General features: G+C 71.3%; 17 protein-coding genes and 5 pseudogenes. 4 read left to right on the top strand and 18 right to left on the bottom strand.

The genetic code is table 11. The features are described 5' to 3' along the window. Positions 1-55 precede the first annotated feature (55 nt). Together QUE51_RS16750 and QUE51_RS16755 are read left to right on the top strand one after the other, a co-directional pair. Positions 56-1,075: a Rossmann-fold NAD(P)-binding domain-containing protein gene (locus QUE51_RS16750; protein ID WP_286277460.1), complete on the top strand. Its 1,020-nt coding sequence runs from the start codon at positions 56-58 to the stop codon at positions 1,073-1,075. Beyond that, positions 1,072-1,752 (top strand): hypothetical protein, encoded by a 681-nt coding sequence (locus QUE51_RS16755; protein WP_286277461.1) that lies wholly within the window; start codon positions 1,072-1,074, stop codon positions 1,750-1,752. The genes QUE51_RS16750 and QUE51_RS16755 overlap by 4 nt, the downstream gene beginning before the upstream one ends. Here the strand turns inward: QUE51_RS16755 and miaA are convergent. The 16 genes and pseudogenes from miaA to dapA all read right to left on the bottom strand — a co-directional run bounded on the left by miaA (position 1,742) and on the right by dapA (position 17,675). Beyond that, on the bottom strand, positions 1,742-2,701 hold the full coding sequence (gene miaA, locus QUE51_RS16760; protein WP_286277462.1) for a tRNA (adenosine(37)-N6)-dimethylallyltransferase MiaA: 960 nt from the start codon (positions 2,699-2,701) through the stop codon (positions 1,742-1,744). The genes QUE51_RS16755 and miaA overlap by 11 nt on opposite strands. Next, a pseudogene (gene miaB, locus QUE51_RS16765) lies at positions 2,698-4,217 on the bottom strand (tRNA (N6-isopentenyl adenosine(37)-C2)-methylthiotransferase MiaB). Before miaB ends, miaA begins: the two are co-directional and overlap by 4 nt. A gap of 41 nt (positions 4,218-4,258) precedes the next feature. Continuing rightward, a complete protein-coding gene (locus tag QUE51_RS16770) occupies positions 4,259-4,690 on the bottom strand; it encodes a regulatory protein RecX (RefSeq protein ID WP_286277463.1) in 432 nt (143 codons plus the stop codon). After that, a complete protein-coding gene (locus QUE51_RS16775; protein WP_286277464.1) occupies positions 4,678-4,908 on the bottom strand; it encodes a hypothetical protein in 231 nt (76 codons plus the stop codon). The genes QUE51_RS16770 and QUE51_RS16775 overlap by 13 nt, the downstream gene beginning before the upstream one ends. Positions 4,909-4,912: 4 nt before the next feature. Further along, positions 4,913-6,003 (bottom strand): annotated as a pseudogene (recA, locus tag QUE51_RS16780) (recombinase RecA). 256 nt (positions 6,004-6,259) lie between these two features. Then, on the bottom strand, positions 6,260-6,481 hold the full coding sequence (locus QUE51_RS16785) for a DUF3046 domain-containing protein (protein ID WP_286277465.1): 222 nt from the start codon (positions 6,479-6,481) through the stop codon (positions 6,260-6,262). Between the two features lie 142 nt (positions 6,482-6,623). After that, entirely contained in the window at positions 6,624-6,932 is a 309-nt protein-coding gene (locus QUE51_RS16790) for a helix-turn-helix domain-containing protein (RefSeq protein ID WP_286277467.1), read from the bottom strand. 141 nt (positions 6,933-7,073) lie between these two features. Next, on the bottom strand, positions 7,074-7,574 hold the full coding sequence (locus tag QUE51_RS16795; RefSeq protein ID WP_286277468.1) for a CinA family protein: 501 nt from the start codon (positions 7,572-7,574) through the stop codon (positions 7,074-7,076). Positions 7,575-7,629: 55 nt separating this feature from the next. Continuing rightward, positions 7,630-8,154 (bottom strand): CDP-diacylglycerol--glycerol-3-phosphate 3-phosphatidyltransferase, encoded by a 525-nt coding sequence (gene pgsA / locus QUE51_RS16800; protein ID WP_350226682.1) that lies wholly within the window; start codon positions 8,152-8,154, stop codon positions 7,630-7,632. Positions 8,155-8,376: 222 nt separating this feature from the next. Next, a pseudogene (locus QUE51_RS16805) lies at positions 8,377-11,150 on the bottom strand (FtsK/SpoIIIE family DNA translocase). 199 nt (positions 11,151-11,349) lie between these two features. Then, a complete protein-coding gene (locus tag QUE51_RS16810; RefSeq protein ID WP_286277470.1) occupies positions 11,350-11,841 on the bottom strand; it encodes a GNAT family N-acetyltransferase in 492 nt (163 codons plus the stop codon). Positions 11,842-11,903: 62 nt separating this feature from the next. Further along, entirely contained in the window at positions 11,904-13,139 is a 1,236-nt protein-coding gene (locus QUE51_RS16815) for an ABC transporter permease (protein ID WP_286277471.1), read from the bottom strand. Then, the gene (locus QUE51_RS16820) at positions 13,136-13,831 is read right to left on the bottom strand and encodes an ABC transporter ATP-binding protein (protein ID WP_286277472.1); all 696 of its coding nucleotides are present in this window, start codon (positions 13,829-13,831) and stop codon (positions 13,136-13,138) included. The genes QUE51_RS16815 and QUE51_RS16820 overlap by 4 nt, the downstream gene beginning before the upstream one ends. Beyond that, complete coding sequence (locus tag QUE51_RS16825) at positions 13,828-14,844, bottom strand: efflux RND transporter periplasmic adaptor subunit (RefSeq protein ID WP_286277473.1); 1,017 nt, start codon at positions 14,842-14,844, stop codon at positions 13,828-13,830. Before QUE51_RS16825 ends, QUE51_RS16820 begins: the two co-directional genes overlap by 4 nt. Before the next feature lie 117 nt (positions 14,845-14,961). Continuing rightward, positions 14,962-16,587, bottom strand: coding sequence for a ribonuclease J (locus QUE51_RS16830; protein ID WP_286277475.1), 1,626 nt, complete (start codon positions 16,585-16,587; stop codon positions 14,962-14,964). 111 nt (positions 16,588-16,698) lie between these two features. Further along, a pseudogene (dapA, locus tag QUE51_RS16835) lies at positions 16,699-17,675 on the bottom strand (4-hydroxy-tetrahydrodipicolinate synthase). Positions 17,676-17,939: 264 nt separating this feature from the next. Between dapA and QUE51_RS16840 the strand changes: the two are divergent. Beyond that, entirely contained in the window at positions 17,940-18,818 is an 879-nt protein-coding gene (locus QUE51_RS16840; protein WP_286277476.1) for a DUF559 domain-containing protein, read from the top strand. A gap of 168 nt (positions 18,819-18,986) precedes the next feature. Here the strand turns inward: QUE51_RS16840 and QUE51_RS16845 are convergent, their stop codons facing one another. Together QUE51_RS16845 and thyX are read right to left on the bottom strand one after the other, a co-directional pair. After that, positions 18,987-19,754 carry an SDR family NAD(P)-dependent oxidoreductase gene (locus QUE51_RS16845; protein ID WP_350226684.1) on the bottom strand — a complete coding sequence of 256 codons (768 nt, stop codon included), beginning with the start codon at positions 19,752-19,754 and terminating at the stop codon, positions 18,987-18,989. A 114-nt stretch (positions 19,755-19,868) separates the two neighbouring features. Further along, positions 19,869-20,627, bottom strand: coding sequence for an FAD-dependent thymidylate synthase (thyX, locus tag QUE51_RS16850; RefSeq protein WP_286277477.1), 759 nt, complete (start codon positions 20,625-20,627; stop codon positions 19,869-19,871). Positions 20,628-20,773: 146 nt separating this feature from the next. Here thyX and QUE51_RS18310 point away from each other — a divergent pair. Then, positions 20,774-20,980, top strand: a pseudogene (locus tag QUE51_RS18310) (NAD-dependent epimerase/dehydratase family protein); the annotation flags it as partial. Positions 20,981-21,018 lie beyond the last annotated feature (38 nt).

Consider the following 21,018-nt stretch of genomic DNA (forward strand, 5'->3'; position numbering starts at 1 on the left):
CGCGCCGGGAGCAAGGCCTCTGGTGCACGGAGGGCGTGCATGCCTGGATGTGCGCATGCATCTCCTCCTCCTCGGCGGGACGGCCTGGGTGGGCCGGCACATCGCCGCCGCCGCGCTCTCCCGCGGCCACCAGGTGACGTGCCTGGCCCGTGGCGAGTCCGGGGCGGTCGTCCCGGGGGCCCACCTGATCCGCGCCGACCGGGACTCCTCGACCGCGTTCGACGACCTGCACGGAATCTGGGATGCGGTGATCGACGTCTCCCGGCAGCCCGGCCAGGTGCGCCGGGCGGTCGCCGCCCTCGCCGGGGCCGGGCAGTACCTGTTCGTCTCCTCGGTCAACGTCTACGCCGACACCGCCGCCTACGGCCACCGCGAGGATGTCGCGCTCGTCCCTCCGCTGGCGGGCGACGTCCTGCCGTCGATGGAGCAGTACGGCCAGGCGAAGGTCGCGTGCGAGCAGGCGGTCCTCGGCGGCTTCGGGCCCAGCCGGTCGCTCATCGCCCGGGCGAGCCTGCTCGGTGGACCGGGCGATCCCTTCGACCGCACCGGATACTGGCCGCTCCGCTTCGCGCGGCCCGTCACCGACGACGGATCGGTGCTCGTCCCGGACGCGCCGTCCCTGCCGACGCAGGTCCTCGACGTGCGCGACCTGGCCGCCTGGCTGGTGGAGTCGGCGGAGGTCGAGCGGGCCGGGATCTTCAACGCGACCGGAGACACGGTCTCCCTCGGCGAGCACCTCACCCTCGCGCACGATGTCGGCAGCGGTCACGGCCACGCCGTGGCGGCGTCCCCCGACTGGCTCCGTGCCCGAGGAGTGGAGCCGTGGATGGGGCCGCGATCGCTTCCGCTCTGGCTGCCGCCCGGGTGGGAGGGCCTCAACGCCGCCGACGGCTCCCTGGCGTGGCACCACGGCCTCAGCGTGCGTCCGCTCGGTGAGACGCTCGCCGACATCCTGGCCGAGGAGCTGACCCGGCCGGCGGACCGTCCGCGGCAGGCGGGGCTCACGGCCGAGGACGAGCGGGCGCTGATGGCCGAGCTGGCGGAGACGGCGGACCGCCCGAGGGTGGGCGCGTGACCATGAGGGCCGGCCCCGGAGCGGCGGCGGCCGTCCTCGCCGTGAGCTGTCTCCTGACCGGCTGCACAGCGGCCGCCGCCGGCCCCTCGGCGTCCCCGGCTGGCTCGGCGTCCCCAGCCGCGTCGGCGTCCCCGTCCCCGGACTCGGCGACCGCCTCCACGGACTATGCGAGCACCGCGTTCCTCGTCCCGTTCACCGTCGAGGTCCCGCCGACGCTCGCGCTCGATCAGGAGGAGGAGCGCTTCGTGACCTGGCAGTCCTCGACGGATCCCGAGGAGCGCGTGCGCTTCCTCGCCCCGATCGTCTACTACCCGCCGGGCAGCGACAGCTCGGCTCCCCCGCCCGCGGACTACGACGCCTACCTGGACGATCTGGTGGCCGAGGGCGCACAGTTCGACGACACCGAGACCGTCACCGTGGCCGGGGATGCGGTGCGCGTGGGCACCCTCGTCGGTACGACCGACCTGGACGGCGCCCTCGGCTGCTGGGCCGCCGACGCTGCTCCCGACGACGACCCCTGCTACGGCCCCCAGGCCGACCTCGCCCTGCGCATCGCGGTGGTCGAGCACGGCGGCACGCCGCTCCTGCTCTGGGCGAGAACGCTCGCGGATCAGCCGGACGAGGAGTTCTTCCGGACGTTCGAGGCGATGCTCGCCACGCTGCAGTTCAAGGACTGATGCCCCGACCGGCTCCGTCGCCGACCACGTCGAGAGCGACCCGCGACAGCTCCGGATCCTCCGCGTCCAGGCGGACCGCCTCTCCCCATCGCGCGAACCAGGAGCGCTGCCTGCGGGCGTACCGGAGGGTCAGCTGGACGGTGTCGTCCACGGCCTCAGGCAGGTCGGCGCGGCCGCGCAGCACGTCCACCGCCTGGGCGTAGCCGATCGCCCGCCGGGCCGTCGTCCCCCGCTCCAGTCCGGCGTCGAGAAGCGTGCGCACCTCGTCGAGCAGGCCCTCGTCGAACATCTGCCGCGCCCGGCGTGCGAGCCGCTCCTTGAGAGCGGGACGGCGCCCGGGCGGAACGTCGAGGAGCACCACTCGCGCAGGCTGCCAGAGGCGCGACTCGTCGGGAAGGCTTGCGGCGTACGGCCGCCCTGTGAGCTCGATCACCTCGAGCGCCCGCACGACGCGGCGCCCGTTCCCCTGGTCGATGGCGGCCGCGGCGTCGGGATCCCGCTCGCGCAGGCGATGCCACATGGCGGGCGCCCCGGACTCCTCGAGGTCGCCCTCGAGGCGCGACCGCAGCTCCGGATCGGTCCCGGGGAAGCGGAAGTCGTGCAGGACGGCGGAGAGGTAGAGGCCGGAGCCGCCGACGAGGATCGGCACGCCTCCCCTGCCCTGGATCTCGGCGATGGCGGCCCTGGCGTCGCGCTGGTAGTCCGCGACGGTCGACGGCTCGGTGACCTCGAGGATGTCGAGCAGATGGTGCGGGATGCCCCGGCGCTCGGCAGGGGGCAGCTTCGCCGTGCCGATGTCCATGCCCCGATAGAGCTGCATGGCGTCGGCGTTGACGATCTCGGCGGCCCTCCCCTGTGCCGTCAGCGCCTCGGCGACCATGAGCGACAGGGCGCTCTTGCCGGTCCCGGTCGGGCCGACGATCGCGACGAGCTCGGGAGGCTCGGTCACCGCCCTCCGCGGAGCGTCGGCAGGCCCAAGGCGACCGCGCCTCGCCGCGCCGGTGCGGGGCCGGCGGGGACGCCGCAGGAGTCCGCCTGAGCCCGGTCCCACGCGTCGCCCGCGCGCGTGCGGGTCACGTGGAGGGGCGCACCGGTGGGGTCGTCGGCGAGGAGGTGGAAGGGAGCGGCGTGCGTCACCGTCACGTCCACGAGGTCGCCAGGCCGCGGGAGCTCCGATCCGGCGGGCACCTCGAAGTGCACCAGCCGGCTGTCGCGTGCGCGACCGCTGAGCCGATGCGTCGCCTCGTCCTTCCGGCCCTCGCCCATGGCCACGAGCACCTCCACGCGGCGCCCGATCTGTCGCGCGTTCTCCTCCCAGGAGATCCGCTCCTGAAGGGCCACGAGGCGCTCGTAGCGCTCCTGCACGACCTCCTTGGGCACCTGGTCGGGCATGGTCGCCGCCGGCGTGCCGGGGCGGATGGAGTACTGGAACGTGAAGGCGGAGGCGAACCGCGACTGCTCGACGACGCGCAGCGTGTCCTGGAAGTCCTCCTCGGTCTCACCGGGGAAGCCGACGATGATGTCGGTGCTGATCGCCGCATCCGGGATGCGGGACCGCACCCGGTCGAGGATGCCGAGGAAGCGCTCCGAGCGGTAGGACCGGCGCATCGCCCGCAGCATGCGGTCCGAGCCGGACTGCAGCGGCATGTGCAGCTGCGGCATCACTGCAGGCGTCTCCGCCATCGCGTCGATCACGTCGTCGGTGAACGCCGCGGGGTGCGGGCTCGTGAAGCGGATCCGCTGGAGCCCCTCGATGGCGCCCGCCGCGCGGAGCAGCTTGCCGAAGGCCTGACGGTCGCCGAACTCGACGCCGTACGAGTTGACGTTCTGCCCGAGCAGCGTTACCTCGATCGCGCCGTCGTCGACGAGGGCCTGCACCTCGGCGAGGATCTCCCCGGCCTGCGGTCCTTCTCCTTGCCGCGCAGCGACGGAACGATGCAGAACGTGCAGGTGTTGTTGCAGCCGACCGAGATCGACACCCAGCCGCTGTAGGTCGACTCGCGCTTGGTCGGCAGGGTCGAGGGGAAGACCTCGAGCGATTCGAGGATCTCGAGCTGGGCGTCGCCGTTGTGGCGGGCGCGCTCGAGGAGGCTCGGCAGCGACCCCATGTTGTGCGTTCCGAAGACGACGTCGACCCACGGCGCCTTCTCGAGGATGACGTTCTTGTCCTTCTGCGCGAGGCAGCCGCCAACGGCGATCTGCATGCCGGCGTGCCGCCGCTTCACAGACGCCAGGTGCCCCAGGTTCCCGTAGAGCTTGTTGTCCGCGTTCTCGCGAACCGCGCAGGTGTTGATGACGACGACGTCGGCCTCTGCGCCGTCGGCGGGAACGTAGCCCGCCGCCTCCAGGGAGCCGCTCAGTCGCTCGGAGTCGTGCACGTTCATCTGACAGCCGTAGGTGCGGACCTCGTAGGTGCGCGGGCGCTCGAGGCGCAGCTCGTCGGTCCGTTCGGCGGTCATGCTCATGATCGGCCAGTGTAATTCCGGGACGGCGCTGCGCCGCTCGGTCAGTCGGAGGCCAGCGCCGTGTCGACGGCTCGCGAGACGACGCTGCCCGAGAAGCCGCGACGCTGCAGGAAGCCGTACAGCCGGCGCCGTGCGGTCTCGGCGTCGTAGCTGCGGAGCTGGCGGGCGCGCTGCTCGGCCACCGCCACGGCGCGCTCCAGCTCGCCCTCATCGTCGAGGGACTCAAGGGCCGCCTCGATCGCCGCGTCGTCGACCCGTCGCCTCCGCAGCTCCGCCGCGACGGCAGACCTGCCCTTGCCCTTGCGCTCCGACTCGGCGCGCACGACGGACACGGCCAGCGAGGCGTCGTCGAGGTAGCGGGCGTCCTGCAGGCGGGCGATCTCCGACTCGACCTCGTCGGGCTCGATGCCGCGCTCCGCCAGGCGGTCGCGGAGCTCCGCGACCGACATCCCGCGCCGGGTCAGTGCCGCCACGCTGACGTTCTGCGCGCGCCGCTCCGCCTTCTCGGCAGCCCGCACGCGAGCCCCTCCGCGCGCTCGGCGCCCGTCGCTGGCCCCGGCTCGGCCAGGACCGCGGCGAGGCGCGGTTCGTCGCGGGCAACCGGATCCTCCTGCGCCGCGCGGGTCGCCCCGGCCTCGCTCCGGCCGGAGCCGAACAGCGAGATGACCGGGGCGACCCACTCGTCACTCACGAGGTCAGGCTCCGACGGCCTTGCGGGCCGCCAGCTTGGGCTCGATCGAGACCGTCGCGGAGCCGTCCGCGGCCGCAGCGGCGGCCGCAGCGGCGCCCTCGGCTCCGACACCGAGCTTCGCCAGGATCTTCTTCTCGATCTCGGCCGCGATGTCGGGATTCTTCAGCAGGAAGTTGCGGGCGTTCTCCTTGCCCTGCCCCAGCTGGTCGCCGTCGTAGGTGTACCAGGCGCCGGACTTCTTGACGATGAGGTGCTCGACACCGAAGTCGATGAGGCTGCCCTCGCGGCTGATGCCCACGCCGTACAGGATGTCGAACTCGGCCTGCTTGAAGGGCGGCGCCATCTTGTTCTTGACGACCTTGACGCGGGTGCGGTTGCCGACCGCGTCAGTGCCCTCCTTGAGCGTCTCGATGCGGCGGATGTCCAGCCGGACGGAAGCGTAGAACTTGAGCGCCTTGCCGCCCGCCGTGGTCTCGGGGCTGCCGAAGAACACGCCGATCTTCTCGCGCAGCTGGTTGATGAAGATGGCCGTGGTCTTGGTCTGGCTGAGGCCACCGGTGAGCTTGCGCAGCGCCTGCGACATCAGGCGGGCCTGGAGGCCGACGTGCGAGTCGCCCATGTCGCCCTCGAGCTCCTGACGGGGAACGAGCGCGGCGACGGAGTCGATGACGACGAGGTCGATGGAGCCCGAGCGCACCAGCATGTCGGCGATCTCGAGCGCCTGCTCACCGGTGTCCGGCTGCGAGACGAGGAGGAGTCGATGTCGACGCCGAGCTTCTTGGCGTACTCGGGGTCGAGCGCGTGCTCCGCGTCGATGAAGGCGGCGATGCCCCCGGCACGCTGGGCGTTGGCGATGGCGTGCAGCGTCAGCGTGGTCTTTCCCGACGACTCCGGGCCGTAGATCTCGACGATGCGGCCGCGGGGCAGACCCCCGATGCCGAGCGCGACGTCGAGCGCGATGGACCCCGTGGGGATGATCTCGATGGGGGCTCGCTCGTCGCTGCCGAGGCGCATGACGGAGCCCTTGCCGAACTGGCGGTCGATCTGGGCGAGAGCGGTCTCGAGGGCCTTCTCGCGGTCTGCTGCTGAGGGCATGGGATCTCCTGGATGTCGATGGTTGAGCGCCTATAGGCTGTCGCGTCGCTCCGGAGACCGGAGCGGCCCGACAAGGCTTCGGTGTTCTCGCCGGTTGACCTCGACGTTAGGCGGCACCTCCGACACCCGGTCGGAAGGGCCGCGATCCGTGGACGACTCCGCTGCTCGGGCACCTGTGAAGGACACTACGACCGTTCGAACACATCTTCGAGAGCGGCGCGGCGTGTCGTCGAGCGGAATATGCGAAACCTCGACCTCAGGCGCGGAGAGGGCGTCCGCGGCCGTGCCAGCGCTCCTGCGGCACATCGCTCGCGCGGCACAGGGCAACCCAAACCTCGCCGGGCTTGATCCCCGCCTCGAGTGCCTGCTCGGGCGTCCGGCCGCCCAGCTCATCGATCACGAGGTCGCGCACGAGCGCGCGCCCATAGGCCTCGCCGAACTCCTCGGTGACGGCGATCCGGAACTCGCTCAGTCGCACACGATCACGCTACCAATCCCTCTCGGAAGGCCCACACGGGCCGGAAACGACGAATGCCCCGCCAGAGAAGACGCACAGCCGGGGCCGGAGAAACGACGAACGCCCCGCCGAGGCGGGGCGTTCTGATGCTGTCGAGCCGGCGTCAGCGCGCGACCAGGTCCTTCGCGAACGAGTCGCTGAGATCGGCCGGAACCGTGTCCGGGATGACGTCGATGCCCTCGAGGACGGCGAGACGGTCGCCGACCTCGCGCATGATGACCGAGATGGGCGTGTCGAGCGCATCGGCCACCGACGCGAGGATCTCGGAGGAGGCCTCCTTCTGGCCGCGCTCCACCTCGCTCAGATAGCCGAGTGCGACACTCGCCTTGCTGGCCACCTGCCGGAGGGTGCGTCCCTTCTGCAGACGGAAGTCGCGCAGAACGTCGCCAAGCTCCTGACGAACTAGAACCACTGTCCCTCCCTACCCCTACTGTGCGTTGCCTCGTGATTGCGGACGGTTCGGAAACCATACCCTCGTCGTGCCCCAAACCCTACTGAGGCGCGGTGTGCGTTGCTTGTGAACACATCGGATGTAACGGGACCGAAACCTGCGTTATTCCGGCTCATCCTCGGCGAGGTGCTCGAGGGCGAAACGGAGGGCCGCGTCGACCGCCGCGGCGCGGATCGCGGGGCGGTCCCCTGCGAGCTGGAGCGGGAGGACGGCGCTGCCGGCCGGTCCCGCCACCGCCACGTACACCTCGCCCGGCGGGTGCCCGTCCTGCGGGTCGGGCCCGGCCACGCCCGTCGTGGCGATCCCGACCCGGGCGCCGCATGCCGCGCGGACCCCCTCGGCCATCTGGCGCGCGACCTCCGGGTGGATCGCGCCGTGTTCCGCGAGCAGCGCTCCGTCGACGCCGAGCAGGGTGTGCTTGAGGTCGGTCGCGTAGGCGACGATGCCGCCCCGGAGCACCGCCGAGGCGCCGGGCACCTGCACGAGGGCGTCGGATGCGAGTCCCCCGGTCAGCGACTCCGCCACGGCGAGGGTGAGCCCCCGCCGCCCGAGGACCGCGAGCAGCTGTGCGGCCGGCGTCACGCCGGGCGGTTCCGGCGCCACGCCTGCCAGAGGTAGTCCGCGCCCGTGACCACCGTCAGGACGACCGCGAGGGACATCAGCGCGACTCCGAAGCCGACGATCCACGGCACGGCGGCGTCCAGCCCGAGACCGTCGGCGAGGGCGGGAAGGGGGCGAGCAGGACCGAGATGGCGACCGACTGGATGACCGTCTTCAGCTTGCCGCCGCGAGAGGCGGGGATGACGCGGTCCCGCAGGGCGATGAACCGGAACACCGTGATGCCGACCTCGCGGACGAGGATCAGCACGGTCACCCACCAGGGCAGCTCGCCGAGGACCGAGAGGGCGATCAGAGCGCCGCCGATGAGCACCTTGTCCGCGATGGGATCGAGCAGGATGCCGACGTTGGTGACGAGGTTGCGGCGGCGGGCGAGGTGGCCGTCGACGCCGTCGGTCGCGATCGCGAGCACGAAGAGCGCGGTGGCGATCCAGCGGAGCGCACCGCCCTGTCCGTCGTCCGCCACGAGGAGCCAGAAGAACAGCGGCGCGAGGAGGATCCGGACGACCGTGATCAGGTTCGCGAGGTTGCCGTCGCTGACCTTCGTGTCTCCGGCCTGCACCACGCGGCCGCGGGCGCGCTCGACGACCTTGGCCTGACCGCGGACGTAGCTCGCGCGTGCGCGGAGCTGGGCGTCACGTGCGCTCTGCCGGGCGGTCGCCGCCCTGCCGCCCGTGCTGCCGCCCTGGTTCCGAGACACGCGTCGCTCCCTGCCGCCGGAGGCGCCTCGATGAGGAGGAGCCGTCGGGTAATCGTAACCGGCGAGCCGGGAAGCCGCCGGGAAGGCCTAGTCACGGCCGGTGAGGCCCCAGGCGTCCTCGGAGTCGGAGGCGTCCACGACCTCGTAGCCGGCGAACATGTCCTCGACCGCGTCGCGGGACGCACCGCCCGTCGGCCCCGAGGAGCCGAGCGGCATCTGCACGGCAGCAGGCGGCCGGGGGAACCGCCGGGGGCGCCGTCCTCGCCGCGCAGGCGAGCGAGGGTCTCCGGGAGCTGCTCGACGGTGACGAGCACGTCGCGGGCCTTCGAACCCTCGGAGGGGCCGACGATCTCCCGCGACTCGAGCAGGTCCATCAGGCGGCCGGCCTTCGCGAAGCCGACGCGGAGCTTCCGCTGCAGCATCGAGGTGGAGCCGAACTGCGTGGTGACGACCAGCTCGGTGGCCTGCAGGAGCAGGTCGAGGTCGTCTCCGATGTCGGCGTCGACCTCCTTCCGCTCGACGACGGCGGCCACGTCGGAGCGGTACTCCGGCCGCCCCTGCAGGGTGCAGTGCTCGACGACCTTCTGGATCTCCGCCTCGGTGACCCAGGCGCCCTGCACCCGGATGGCCTTCGAGGAGCCCATGGGCAGGAAGAGGCCGTCACCCTGGCCGATGAGCTTGTCGGCGCCCGGCTGATCGAGGATGACCCGGGAGTCGGTGACGCTCGTGACGGCGAAGGCCAGGCGCGACGGCACGTTGGCCTTGATGAGCCCCGTGACGACGTTGACGCTCGGGCGCTGCGTCGCGAGCACCAGGTGGATGCCGGACGCGCGCGCCAGCTGCGTGATGCGGACGATGGAGTCTTCGACGTCACGCGGGGCGACCATCATGAGGTCCGCGAGCTCGTCCACGACGACGAGCAGGTAGGGGTACGGCTTGAGGACCCGCTCGCTGCCCGCGGGCAGGATGATCTCGTTGCCGACGACGGCGGCGTTGAAGTCGTCGATGTGCTTGAACCCGAACGACGCGAGGTCGTCGTAGCGCATGTCCATCTCCTTCACGACCCACTGCAGCGCCTCCGCCGCCTTCTTCGGGTTCGTGATGATGGGCGTGATGAGGTGCGGGACGCCGGCGTAGGCCGTGAGCTCGACGCGCTTCGGGTCGACGAGGACCATGCGGACCTCGGACGGCGTCGCCCGCATGAGGAGCGACGTGATCATGGAGTTGACGAAGCTGGACTTTCCGGAGCCGGTCGAGCCTGCGACGAGGAGGTGGGGCATCTTCGCGAGGTTCGCGACGACGAATCCGCCCTCGACGTCCTTTCCGACGCCGATCGTCATGGGGTGCTTGCTCTTGGTCGCGTTGGACGAGCGGAGCACGTCGGCCAGCGCGACCGTCTCGCGGTCGGGGTTCGGGATCTCGACGCCGATCGCGCTCTTGCCCGGGATGGGCGACAGGATGCGCACCTCGTTGGAGGCCACCGCGTATGCGATGTTCTTCTCCAGCGCGATGACCTTCTCCACCTTGACGCCGGCCTTCAGCTCGACCTCGTAGCGGGTCACCGTGGGACCTCGCGAGAAGCCGGTCACCGTGGCGTCCACCGAGAACTGGTTGAGGACGCCGGTGATCGCCCGCTTGACCTCCTCGTTGGCGGCGGTGGCGGCCTTGGCGGGCGGACCGGGCGTCAGCAGCGAGACCGGGGGCAGGCGGTATGGGCCGGACGGGATCGGGGTCGCGAACTCGGGCTCGGGCTCCGGCTCGACCGGGGCCGGGATGGCGCCGACCGGCGTGAGGATCTCGGTCGCGTTCGCGGCGGGCGCGGGCGCGTCGCCGGCCTTGAGGAGATCCTCGAGCAGCTCGATGCCGAAGTCGGCGCTGTCGGCCTCGGCCACCTGGCCGGACTCCGCCGTCGCAGCCGTGTCTCCGGCCTTCGGGGCGACGTCGAGCACCTCCGTGAACGAGGGCTTCACGAGCGGAGTGTCGAACGCCTGCTCGGCGTCCTTCTTGGCCTTGGCCCGCCGCCACCAGGGCAGGCTCTCCGGGTCGACCTCTTCCTCCGAGTCGAGGAGGAAGTCCTCGAGCGTCGTGGTCGCCGTCGCGCCCTTCGCGCCCTTCTTCGCCGGGGCCGGTGCGGCCGGCTCCTCGGCGGTCTCCGCGCCGAAGAGGTACGCGTACAGCTGGCCGAGGCGCTCGGGCACCCGGTTCGGCGGCGTGCGCGTGATGATGAAGAGCGAGAGCAGCGCGAGGAGCGAGAGCACGAGCGTCGCGCCGAGCGGCGTGATGAGGGCGCTCAGCGGCGCTCCCGTCAGCCAGCCGAAGACCCCACCGCCGTGCGCGATGAGCTCGACACCGTCCCAGGGCGCCGGCATGCCGGTGTAGAGGTAGCAGATCCCCGAGATGGAGACGATCAGGATGGCGAGGCCGATGCCGATCCGCCCGTTGTCGTGCACCGAGCTCGGGTGACGGAAGAGCCAGATCGCGAACATGAAGAAGACGACGGGCAGCGCGAACGCCACGCGTCCGAAGAGCCCGCCGAACGTCCAGGCGTCGAGGGTGAGCGCGACCGAGTTGTGCACGCCGAACCACTCGACGACCGCGCCGAGGATCGCGAAGACGAGCAGCAGGAACGGGATGCCGTCGCGGCGCTCCTCCTTCGCGAGCGTCTCCGGGCCGAGCGCGCGCACTGCGGCGCCCGCGCCGTGCGCGAGCCCCATCCAGCCCTTCGCGAGGAGGCCCTGCTCCTCGGCGACCGGATACTTCTTGGTGCGCTGCGTCGCGGTCGAGCGACTGCGCGGCTTCGCCGCGGTGCTCCGCGTCGCCGTCGTGCGGGCACGGCTCGTCGTCCTGGTGCCTCCAGCCATGCGGCCACCATACGTCGCTCCCCCGTCGCGCGACGGCTGACACGCTCGGCGGCGTCAGTGCGGGAGGGGCGCCGCGCTCTCCCCGTCCTCTGACCGAATCACGGAGATCCCTCCGGCGAGGGCCGTGGATCGGCTTCGGCGCCAGGCTTGCGGGTCGAGTTTCCGTGACTTGGTCAGGACCGCCCGGACGGGCGCGCGGTCAGGCGACCGAGCGCACCATCACGGCCGTCGAGCCGCGGTTCTCCAGGAGCGTGAAGCCCTCGCTCGTGTAGAGGCGCTGGGCGAAGTTGCCGCGCTCGACGCTGAGGCCGAGGCGGGCATGGCCGTCCGCCGCCGCCCGGGCCACCAGGTGCTGCAGCAGGCTGCGGCCGACGCCCTGGGCGCGCCACACCGGTCGCACGCCGACGATCAGCTCGGGGACGCCGGTTCCGATGAAGCCGAGGCCGGGCCGGTCCGCCGAGAAGAGCCGGTACCAGCCCGCGCCGATCGGCTCGCCCAGCTCGTCCTCGGCGATGAAGCCCGCATCGGCGGGCCTCTGCCAGCCGGCGATGTACTGGCGGCGGATCGGGTCCGATAGGACGGCGACGCGGGGCCGGGCGCGATCCGGGTTCCAGTTCGCGGCCTCGACCAGCGCTTCGGTCAGCGCGAGGGCGTCGGCGGGCCCTGCCTCCCGGATGCGATAGCCCGCCATGCCGGAGATTCTTGCAGAGCCGGGCGGAGCGCGGGGCCACGGGGGCATCGCTCGCGGTGGAGTCAGTACCGGATGGCGTCGATGACCTTCACGCGGACCGCGACGAGCGCGGGGACGAGGCCGGCCAGGGCACCCACGGCGCTCGCCGCGACGAGCCCCAGCAGAGCGGCCTCCATCGGGAAAGGCGGCACATCGGTCACCCCCTGCGCGATGTACCCGGTGGTGATCGGGTTGCGGATGAGGAGGATCGCGAGCATGACGCCGACCACTCCGGCGGCGACGGTGGCGACGACGCTCTCCATCATGACCGCGAAGAAGACCCGCCCGGCGGTGGCGCCGAAGGTGCGCCGGATGCCGATCTCCCGGATCCGCGCGCGCACGGTCACGAGGGCGATGTTGACGAGGCCCAGCGCGCCGAGCAGCAGCACGAGGAGCGCGATGCCGCCGACGAGCAGTTGCACCTGGCGGAGCGACTCCGCGTTCTGCTCCGCGTAGTCGTTCCGGTAGACGTCGACCTGCACGTCGTCGCCCAGCTGGCCCGAGATGTCGGCGGAGAGGCGCTGTCCGAGCTCCTGCGAGATGGCGGGCGGCACCCAGACCTCGAACTGCGGCGTGCCGTACATCTCCTGGTCGGCCGGTCCGAGCAGCGCGAGCGCCTGGGAGGCGAGCAGAAAGGAGGTGGGCTCGGTCTCGAAGCTGGACGAGGGCGTCACCCCGACGACGAGCGCCGTCACGTCGGTCGCGGACCCGGTCAGCGCGACCGTCGGGTGCGTGCGGAGGTCGGGTGACCCGATCAGCTCCCAGAACCGCTGGTTGACGACCAGCGCCGGTGCGAGCCGCCGCTCGTCGGCGTCGGTGAACCACGCGCCGTGGATCGTCTCGACCCGGTGCATCTGCCCGAACGGCACCTCCACCGTCTCGACGGAGACCAGACGGCGGCCGTCCGGGAATCGGATCTGCTGCTGGCTGTAGCCGTGCTCGCTCGAATACGTGATGTCGTAGCGCCGGACCGCCTCCTGGAAGGCGGCACGGACGTCGGCGACCGGGATCTGCGCACCGCTCGGGTTGTACGCGCTCACCGACATCGTGGCCGCACGGCCGCCGCTGCGCTCGCTGCTCTCCCGGAGGGCCTGCTCCGCGATGCTGCCGGCCGCCACGACGCCGGTCAGCGCGCAGACCGCGACCCCGACGCCGATGAGGGACAGCAGCACCCGCCCGCGGTGCACCCGCAGCTCCGACCACGCCTCGGACACCGCACCGACGAGGCCGGTGAGGAACCGTGACGGCAGGCCGTTCACCGGCGCGCCTCGTCCCGGATGCTGAGCACGCCGGCGTCGAGCCGGTAGTGGCGGGTCGACCGGCCGGCGATGTTCGGGTCGTGCGTGATCGTGACGAGTGCGGCGTCCGTCTCGTCGGCGACCCGCTCGAGCAGCTCCATGACCGTGGACCCGGTCTCCAGGTCGAGCGCCCCGGTCGGCTCGTCGGCGAGGATGAGCCGCGGGCGGCGCACGAGGGCGCGGGCGATCGCCACGCGCTGCTGCTCGCCACCGGACAGCCGGTCGGGAGGCAAGTCGAGCCGGTGGCCGAGGCCGACGTTCTCGAGCATCCGGGTGGCGATCTGCCGGCGCCGCCAGAAGTCCCGCCCGCCGTCGTAGAGCAGCGGCGTCATCACGTTCTCGAGCGCGGTGCGGCGGGCGAGCAGGTTGAACTGCTGGAACACGAAGCCGATGCGGCGGCCGCGCAGGCGATCCCGGCCCGCGGCGGAGAAGCTCCGCGCCGGAGCGCCCTCGAACCAGACCTCGCCCGAGGTCGGGCTGTCGATGAGCCCGAGGAGGTTGAGCAGCGTCGACTTGCCGGAGCCCGAGCGGCCCACGATCGAGACGCGGTCCCCCTCGAAGACCTCGAGGTCGATGCCGGAGAGGATCGTGAGCGGGCGCCCGTCCGGAAGGGCGACGGTGCGGGTCACGTCCTCCAGCCGGATGATCGTCACTTGGCGATCCCGACCCCGCCGCAGCCGGAGCCGTCGTCGACGCAGGGGCCGCCGGGCGGCGCGCTCGCGTTCGGCGTGAACTGGAGGATCGTGTCGCCCTGCGCCAGCCCGCCCGTCACCTCGACCATCGCGCCGTCCGTCATCCCGAGCGTCACGTCGCGCGGCTCCGAGCCGCCCTCGGGCAGTGCGGCGTAGACGACGCCCGTCTGCGCGCCGCCCTCCACGGCCGTTGTCGGGATCACCAGGACGTTCTCCGCCTTGCCCGCGGGAATGGTGATCGACGCGGTGAGGCCCGAGAAGACGGTGACGCTCGACGGGACGGCGCAGCGCACCGTTGCGCCCGCGGGCGGTGCCGCCTCGCCCTCCGCCGGAGTCTCTCCCGGCAGCGGGGCCGTGATTGTGAACCCCGTGCACTGGAACGGCGCGGGCCCGCCGGCGATCGTGACCGTCGCCTCGGTCGGCCTGTCGAGCAGACGGTACTGCTGCTCGGGGCTCAGGGGTCCCGAGACGGAGAAGCTGGGCGGAGCGACGGCGCCCGCCTGGTCGCCGACCGCGACCGCCTGACCGGACAGGACGGTGAGCGAGGTCAGCGTGCCGGAGACGGGTGCGTACACCTTCGCGTAGCTGACGAGCGGCTTCGGCTGCGTGACCGTCACGTTGCCCTGCTCGTCCGTCGTCTCGACCGGATTCTGCGGAGTCTCGACCTTGATGTCGAAGATCTTGTCGCCCTGGTTCACCGCGGCGCCCTGCTTGAGGAAGATCTCGTCGACCGTTCCCGCGCCGGTCGCCCGGACGGACACGGCCGGGTCGGCCGCCACGGTGCCCTGCAGGGTCACGTCGTTCACGATGGTGCCGAGCTCGACGGTCACCACGGGGTCCGTGACCGAGCCGGTGGGCGACGCAGGAGAGTCGGCCTTGGTCGCATCGGCGAAGAATGCGAGCTTGACGAGGGCGGCCGCGATCAGCGCGAAGAGCACGATCCGCAGAATCGGGAAGATCAATCTCCGCGCCACGCACGCACCTCCGCACCCGCCGGGGCGCGCTCGCGCCCCGTGCGGTCCCAGGCTAGGGGCGCGGCGGCGGTCGGCGAGTCATCCTCACGAACGACCCGCCGACGCCGCGCGGATGATTCAGCCCTCGATGACCACGGGCACGATCATCGGGCGACGGCGGTGCTGCGTGTTGACCCAGCGGCCCACCGTGCGCCGCACGACCTGGGACAGCGCGTGGATGTCGTGCGTGCCGTTCTCCGCCGCCTCGAGGAGCGCCTTCCGGACCTTCGGGATCACGTCGTCGAAGACGGCGTCGTCCTCCGCGAAGCCGCGGGCGTGCAGGTGGGGGCCCGCGACGATCCGGCCGGTCTGCGTGTCGACGACCGCGAAGATCGAGATGAAGCCCTCCTCGGAGAGGATGCGGCGGTCCTTGAGGTCCGCGTCGCTGATCTCACCGACCGAGGACCCGTCGACGTAGACGTAGCCGAGGTCCAGCTGGCCGACGACCCGGGCGACGCCGTCACGCAGGTCGACGACGATGCCGTTCTCGCCCACGATCGTGTTCGTCTCCGGGATGCCGCTGTCCTGGGCCAGCTTCGCGTTCGCGACGAGGTGCCGGATCTCGCCGTGCACCGGCATCGCGTTCTTCGGCTTGAGGATGTTGTAGCAGTAGAGGAGCTCGCCGGCGGCTGCGTGCCCGGAGACGTGGACCTTCGCGTTGCCCTTGTGCACGACGTTGGCGCCGAGCTTGGTGAGCCCGTTGATGACGCGGTAGACGGCGTTCTCGTTGCCGGGGATGAGGCTCGAGGCGAGGATCACCGTGTCGCCCTGGCCGATCTCGATCTGGTGCTCCAGGTTCGCCATGCGCGCGAGCACGGCCATGGGCTCGCCCTGGGATCCCGTCGACATGTAGACGATGCGGTCGTCGGGCAGGTCTGCGGCCTTCTTCGCGTCGATGAGCACCCCAGTCGGCACGCGGAGGTAGCCGAGCTGCTCCGCGATGCCCATGTTGCGGACCATGCTGCGGCCGATCAGGGCGACCTTCCGGCCGTGCGCGGCCGCGGCATCCAGCACCTGCTGGACACGGTGCACGTGGCTCGAGAAGCTCGCCACGATGACGCGGCGCGGCGCCTTCGCGATGACCTGCTCGAGCACCGGGCCGATCGAGCGCTCGAGCGGCGTGAACCCGGGCACGTCGGCGTTGGTCGAGTCGCAGAGGAAGAGGTCGACGCCCTCCTCGCCGAGGCGGGCGAAGGCGCGGAGGTCGGTGAGGCGGCCGTCGAGGGGAAGCTGGTCCATCTTGAAGTCACCCGTGTGCAGCACGCGGCCTGCCGGGGTCGAGATGGAGACGGCGAGGGCGTCCGGGATCGAGTGGTTGACCGCGACGAACTCGAGCGCGAACGGCCCGAGGTCCTCCTTCTGCCCCTCCTTGACGGTCAGCGTGTACGGCTGGATCCGGTGCTCCTTGAGCTTCGCCTCGACGAGCGCGAGGGTCAGCGCGCTGCCGAGCAGCGGGATGTCCTTCCGGAGGCGCAGCAGGTAGGGCACCGCGCCGATGTGGTCCTCGTGACCGTGCGTCAGCACGATGCCGAGCACGTCGTCGAGGCGGTCCCGGATGGGCGAGAAGTCGGGGAGGATGAGGTCCACCCCGGGCTGGTCGGTGTCGGGGAACAGCACGCCGACGTCGACGATCAGCAGCTTGCCGCCGAACTCGAACACGGTCATGTTGCGGCCGACCTCGCCGAGCCCGCCGAGCGGGATCACGCGGAGGGTTCCACGGTCGAGTGCGGGGGCGCGGAGATCTGCTCCTGCATGGGTACTCCTTGAGGCGTCGGGTCGACGCCGATCGGCCGCCTCGAGGCGGCGGGGACGAGCTCAGCGCGTGGTGCCGGCGATCTTCGGCAGCGCTCCCCGGCCGCGGCGTTGCGGTCGGGTCGGAAGTTCTTGGTGGTGATCCCGGGCACCTCGCGGACGAGAGAGATCTCGTCCTCGATCTGGGCGGCCTCCCACTCCTCGGGGCCGACCAGAGGAAGGCGAACGCGGGGCGACCCGATGCGGCCGAGGCCGTGGAGGATGTACTTGGTCGCCACGGTGCCGGGCACGTGGGTCATGACGGCGCGCACCAGCGGCTCGAGCGCCTTGTGCGCCTGCGTCGCGGTGTGCAGGTCGCCGCTGTTCACGGCGTCCACCATCGTGCGGTACGGCCCGGCCGCGATGTTGGCGGTGACGCCGATGAGGCCGGTGCCGCCGATCGCGAGCGTCGGCAGCGCGTTGGCGTCGTCGCCGGCGAAGTACATGAGGTCGGTCTGGTTGAGCACGCGGCTGACCTCGCTGAGGTCACCCTTCGCGTCCTTGATGGCCAGGATGTTGGGGTGCTTCGAGGCGCGGAGGATCGTCTCGTAGCGGATCTGCACTCCCGTGCGGCCCGGGATGTCGTACAGGATGACGGGCAGGTCGGTGGCGTCGGCGATCATCCGGAAGTGGGTGAGGATGCCCGCCTGGGTGGGCTTGTTGTAGTACGGCGTGACGATCATCACGCCGTCGGCGCCCGCCTTCTCGCTCTTGCGGTAGAGCTCGATGGCGTGGGCGGTCTCGTTGGAGCCGCCGCCCGTGATGATCTTCGCGCGGCCGGCGGCGACGTCCTTGCCGACCTCGACGAGGCGCACCTTCTCGGGGTCGGTGAGGGTGCTCGTCTCGCCGGTGGTGCCGGTGACGACGATGCCGTCGGCCCCCGCCTCGATGACGTCGTTCATGTGCTTCTCGACGCCGGGCCAGTCCACTTCGCCGTCGGGCGTGAACGGGGTCACGAGTGCGACGAGCACCTGTCCGAAGGGATTGTCCTGCACCTGCACGCCCCCCAGGCTACCGGGGGCCCGTCCGCCCGCGCGCCCCGGCGGTGTCGGGGCCGCCGGCGCGAGCCGTCCTGACCAAATCAAGGAGATTCAAAGCGCGACAGCCTCGGAGGCGCATAGCAGGGCAGCAGCCGGCCGGAATCTCCTTGATTTGGTCCGTTGGGGCGAGCGCCAGCGGCGAAGGAGGCGTCCTCCACAGCGGAAGGAGGCGGCCCCGATTCCCCGGGAAGCAGTCCTGTCCGCTCCGGGCGCCTCCCCTCGGCCATGGTCGGCGGCGTGACGCCTGTGCAGCGTGAGATCGAGGCCCGAGGATCGCTGATCGCCACCCACGAGCTCCTGAGTCTCGGCCTCCGGAAGGCGGACGTCTCCAGGGCGATCGCGGCCGGGGAGATCGTCCGGATTCGCCAGGGCTGGTATGCGAATCCGTGGCTCGCCGTGCCCGCTCAACAGGCGGCACGTGTGGGCGGTCAGTTGGCGTGTCTCAGCGCGGCAGCCCACTGGAACCTCTGGCATCTGGAGGACCGCCGCCTGCATATCGCAGTTGATCCCAACGACTGCCAGCTGCGAAACCGAACCAGCTATCGCACGAGGCTGGCACTTTCCGAGGCCCAGGATGTCGCGGTGCACTGGACCGGCACGGACACCTCCCTGTCTCGAGTGGTGGTCCCGCCCGTCGCGTGCCTCCGACAGGTCGTGGCCTGCTGCGAACTCGAGGCCGCCCTCGTCGTGGCGGAGTCGGCCCTGAATCGTGGACTGGTGTCGCGAGCGGACTGGACCCTCCTGGTCGCGTCCCTTCCTGCTCCGGCACGGACCGTCCTCCGGCACGCGACTTCCAAGTCGGACAGCGGCACCGAGAGCCTCTTCGTGCACAGGATGCGTAAGGCCGGGATCGCGGTGGTCCAGCAGGTCCGCGTGCCGGGTGTCGGCTTCGTCGACTGTCTGATCGGAGAGCGGCTCGTGATCGAGCTGGATAGCGCGGCTCATCACTCGGACCCGACGACGGACCGGCGAAGGGATGCCCTCCTCAGCGCCCTTGGATACCGGGTGCTCCGGTTCATGTACAGCCAGGTCGTGCACCACTGGAAAGAGGTCGAGCGTGCAGTGCTGGCCGCCATCAGTAGAGGCGACCATCTGCGCGCCTGACGTGGCCGCCGCTCTTCTGTGCCGCTCGCGCTCCCGCTCGAACTGACCCTGACCAAATCAAGGAGATCCGGGCCGTCGTCGACGAGACCATGCGCATCCCCGACCCTCCGTGGGCGTTTCTCCTTGATTTGGTCAGGTCAATGCCTGACGCAGTCCGGGGCGGCCGGGTCAGCGGGCGCGGAGGGCGCCCTTCGCGGCCAGCCGCGGCGGGAGGATGCGGGAGAGGGCGACAAGTGCCGTGTAGCGGAGGCTCGGCACCGTGACCGCGCGACCCCGGTCGGCCGCCCTGAGTGCGGCGCGCACCACCCGCGCCGGACGCAGCCACAGGACACCGGGGACCCCGCCCTTCGACACGCGCATCCGGTCGTGGAACTCGGTGTGCACGAAGCCTGGTGCCACCGCCGTGACGGTGACCCCGCGCTTGCCGTAGGTGATGTTGGCCCAGCGGCTGAACGACAGCACCCACGCCTTCGAGGCCCCGTAGGTCGACCGTGGCGTGTACGCGGCCACGCTCGCGACGTTGACGATCGTGCCCGACCCTCTCGCGAGCATCGGCTGGAGGGCCGCGTGCATGAGCCGCATCGGTGCGGTCACAAGCACGTCGAGAAGCGCCTGCTCCACCTCGATCGGGTTCTCCTCGAACGAGTGGCGGAGTCCGTATCCCGCGTTGTTGACGAGGACCCCGATCGGGCTGGTCGCATCAGCGAGACGGGCCTCCACGCGCTCCATGTCCGCCCGCACCGACAGGTCGGCGCGGAGGACCTCGGCGTGCGAGCCGTAGGTGGAGCTCAGCTCGGCGGCGAACGCCGTCAGGCGCTCCTCGTCGCGCGCGACCAGCACCAGGTCGCATCCGCGGGCTGCCAGCTGCCGGGCGAACTCGGCACCCAGGCCTGCAGTCGCGCCCGTCACGAGCGCTCGACCTGAGATTCGGGACACCGGGACCGCCTTCGCTGACCGACTCGAGGAGAAACGCGGCGCTCGCCGCCGGCGATGCCGATCGGAGCGCCTCCCTGACCGGACCTCCTCGATGGGGTCAGAGAACAGCCGGCCTCAGGGCGAGACGCGGCCCTGGGCGTTGAAGGCGGCGGCGGTCATCGGCATGAGCGGCGCCCACAGGTCCTCCATCTTCTCCGCCACCATCTCGATCTCCCGCTGGGGGAACGAGGGGAAGCGGGCGTCCTCGCGCTTGGTGCGCAGGGACAGGAAGTTCATGAGCGACCGCGCGTTCATCGTGACGTACATGGAGGAGTAGAGGCTCAGCGGCAGCACGATGCGGGCGACCTCGCGCGCGACCCCGGCGGCGAGCATCCGCTGGTAGGCGGCGTAGGCCTCCGTCGCGACGGCCTTCGACTCGGCCTCGACGAGGGCGGTCTGCTCCGGCTCGCCCGGCACGTACTCGTAGGCGCCGGGCCGGCCGATCTGGATGAGGTTGCGCTCGGGCCCGGGCACGTAGAAGACGGGGCGGAGCTCGCGGTAGCGGCCCGACTCCTCGTTGTAGGACGCGATGCGGTGCCGCTGGAACTCGCGGAACACGAACAGCGGCGCCTGCACGTAGAACGTGAGCGAGTTGTGCTCGAAGGGTGTGCCGTGCCGGTCGCGCATGAGGAAGTTGATGAGGCCCTTGTCCCGCTTCTCGGAGGCGTCGACGCCTTCCTGGGCCTCTTCGAGGGTCTGCTCGCCCTGGGTGGACACCCGCGCGGCGAACACCACGTCGGAGTCCTGGGCACTGGAGCGGACCAGTTCCACAGTCACATCGCTGCGGAATTCGATCTCGGCGGTCTGGTCGTTCGGCGTCTCATTCGCTGCCACGGCCCCACCCTATCCATGGGCACGGACCGCCCGCCCTAGGCTGAGCGCATGGCGGCCCCCAAGCGCATCCCGGTTCCTCCCGCGAAGCCCAAGCCGACGGCCAAGCCCGCCGCCGCGACGCCCCCGCACCGGCGGCGAAGCCGCGCGTGCCGGAGAAGCCGGCCGCGCCCAAGCCGGAGCCGCGCCCGAAGATCACGAAGGACAGCAAGCTCCGCGTCCTCATCGCCGGCGCGAGCGGGCTGATCGGCACGGAGCTGCAGCGGCAGCTGACCGCGGCCGGTCATACGGTCCTCACCCTGGTGCGCCGCGCCCCCGCAAGCCCGACCGAGTTCACGTGGGCGCCGGACGCGAAGATCCTCGACTTCCGGCTCCTCGATGACGTCGACGCGGT

It is taken from the genome of Naasia aerilata (genome assembly GCF_030296595.1).
GTDB classification, from domain to species: domain Bacteria; phylum Actinomycetota; class Actinomycetes; order Actinomycetales; family Microbacteriaceae; genus Naasia; species Naasia aerilata.

Bases quoted from the DNA above. Each gene is read 5' to 3' on its own strand.
- QUE51_RS16750 (WP_286277460.1), top strand. From the start codon at position 56: ATGCATCTCCTCCTCCTCGGCGGGACGGCCTGGGTGGGCCGGCACATC.
- QUE51_RS16810 (WP_286277470.1), bottom strand. From the start codon at position 11,841: ATGGCGGGCTATCGCATCCGGGAGGCAGGGCCCGCCGACGCCCTCGCG.
- QUE51_RS16840 (WP_286277476.1), top strand. From the start codon at position 17,940: ATGGTCGGCGGCGTGACGCCTGTGCAGCGTGAGATCGAGGCCCGAGGA.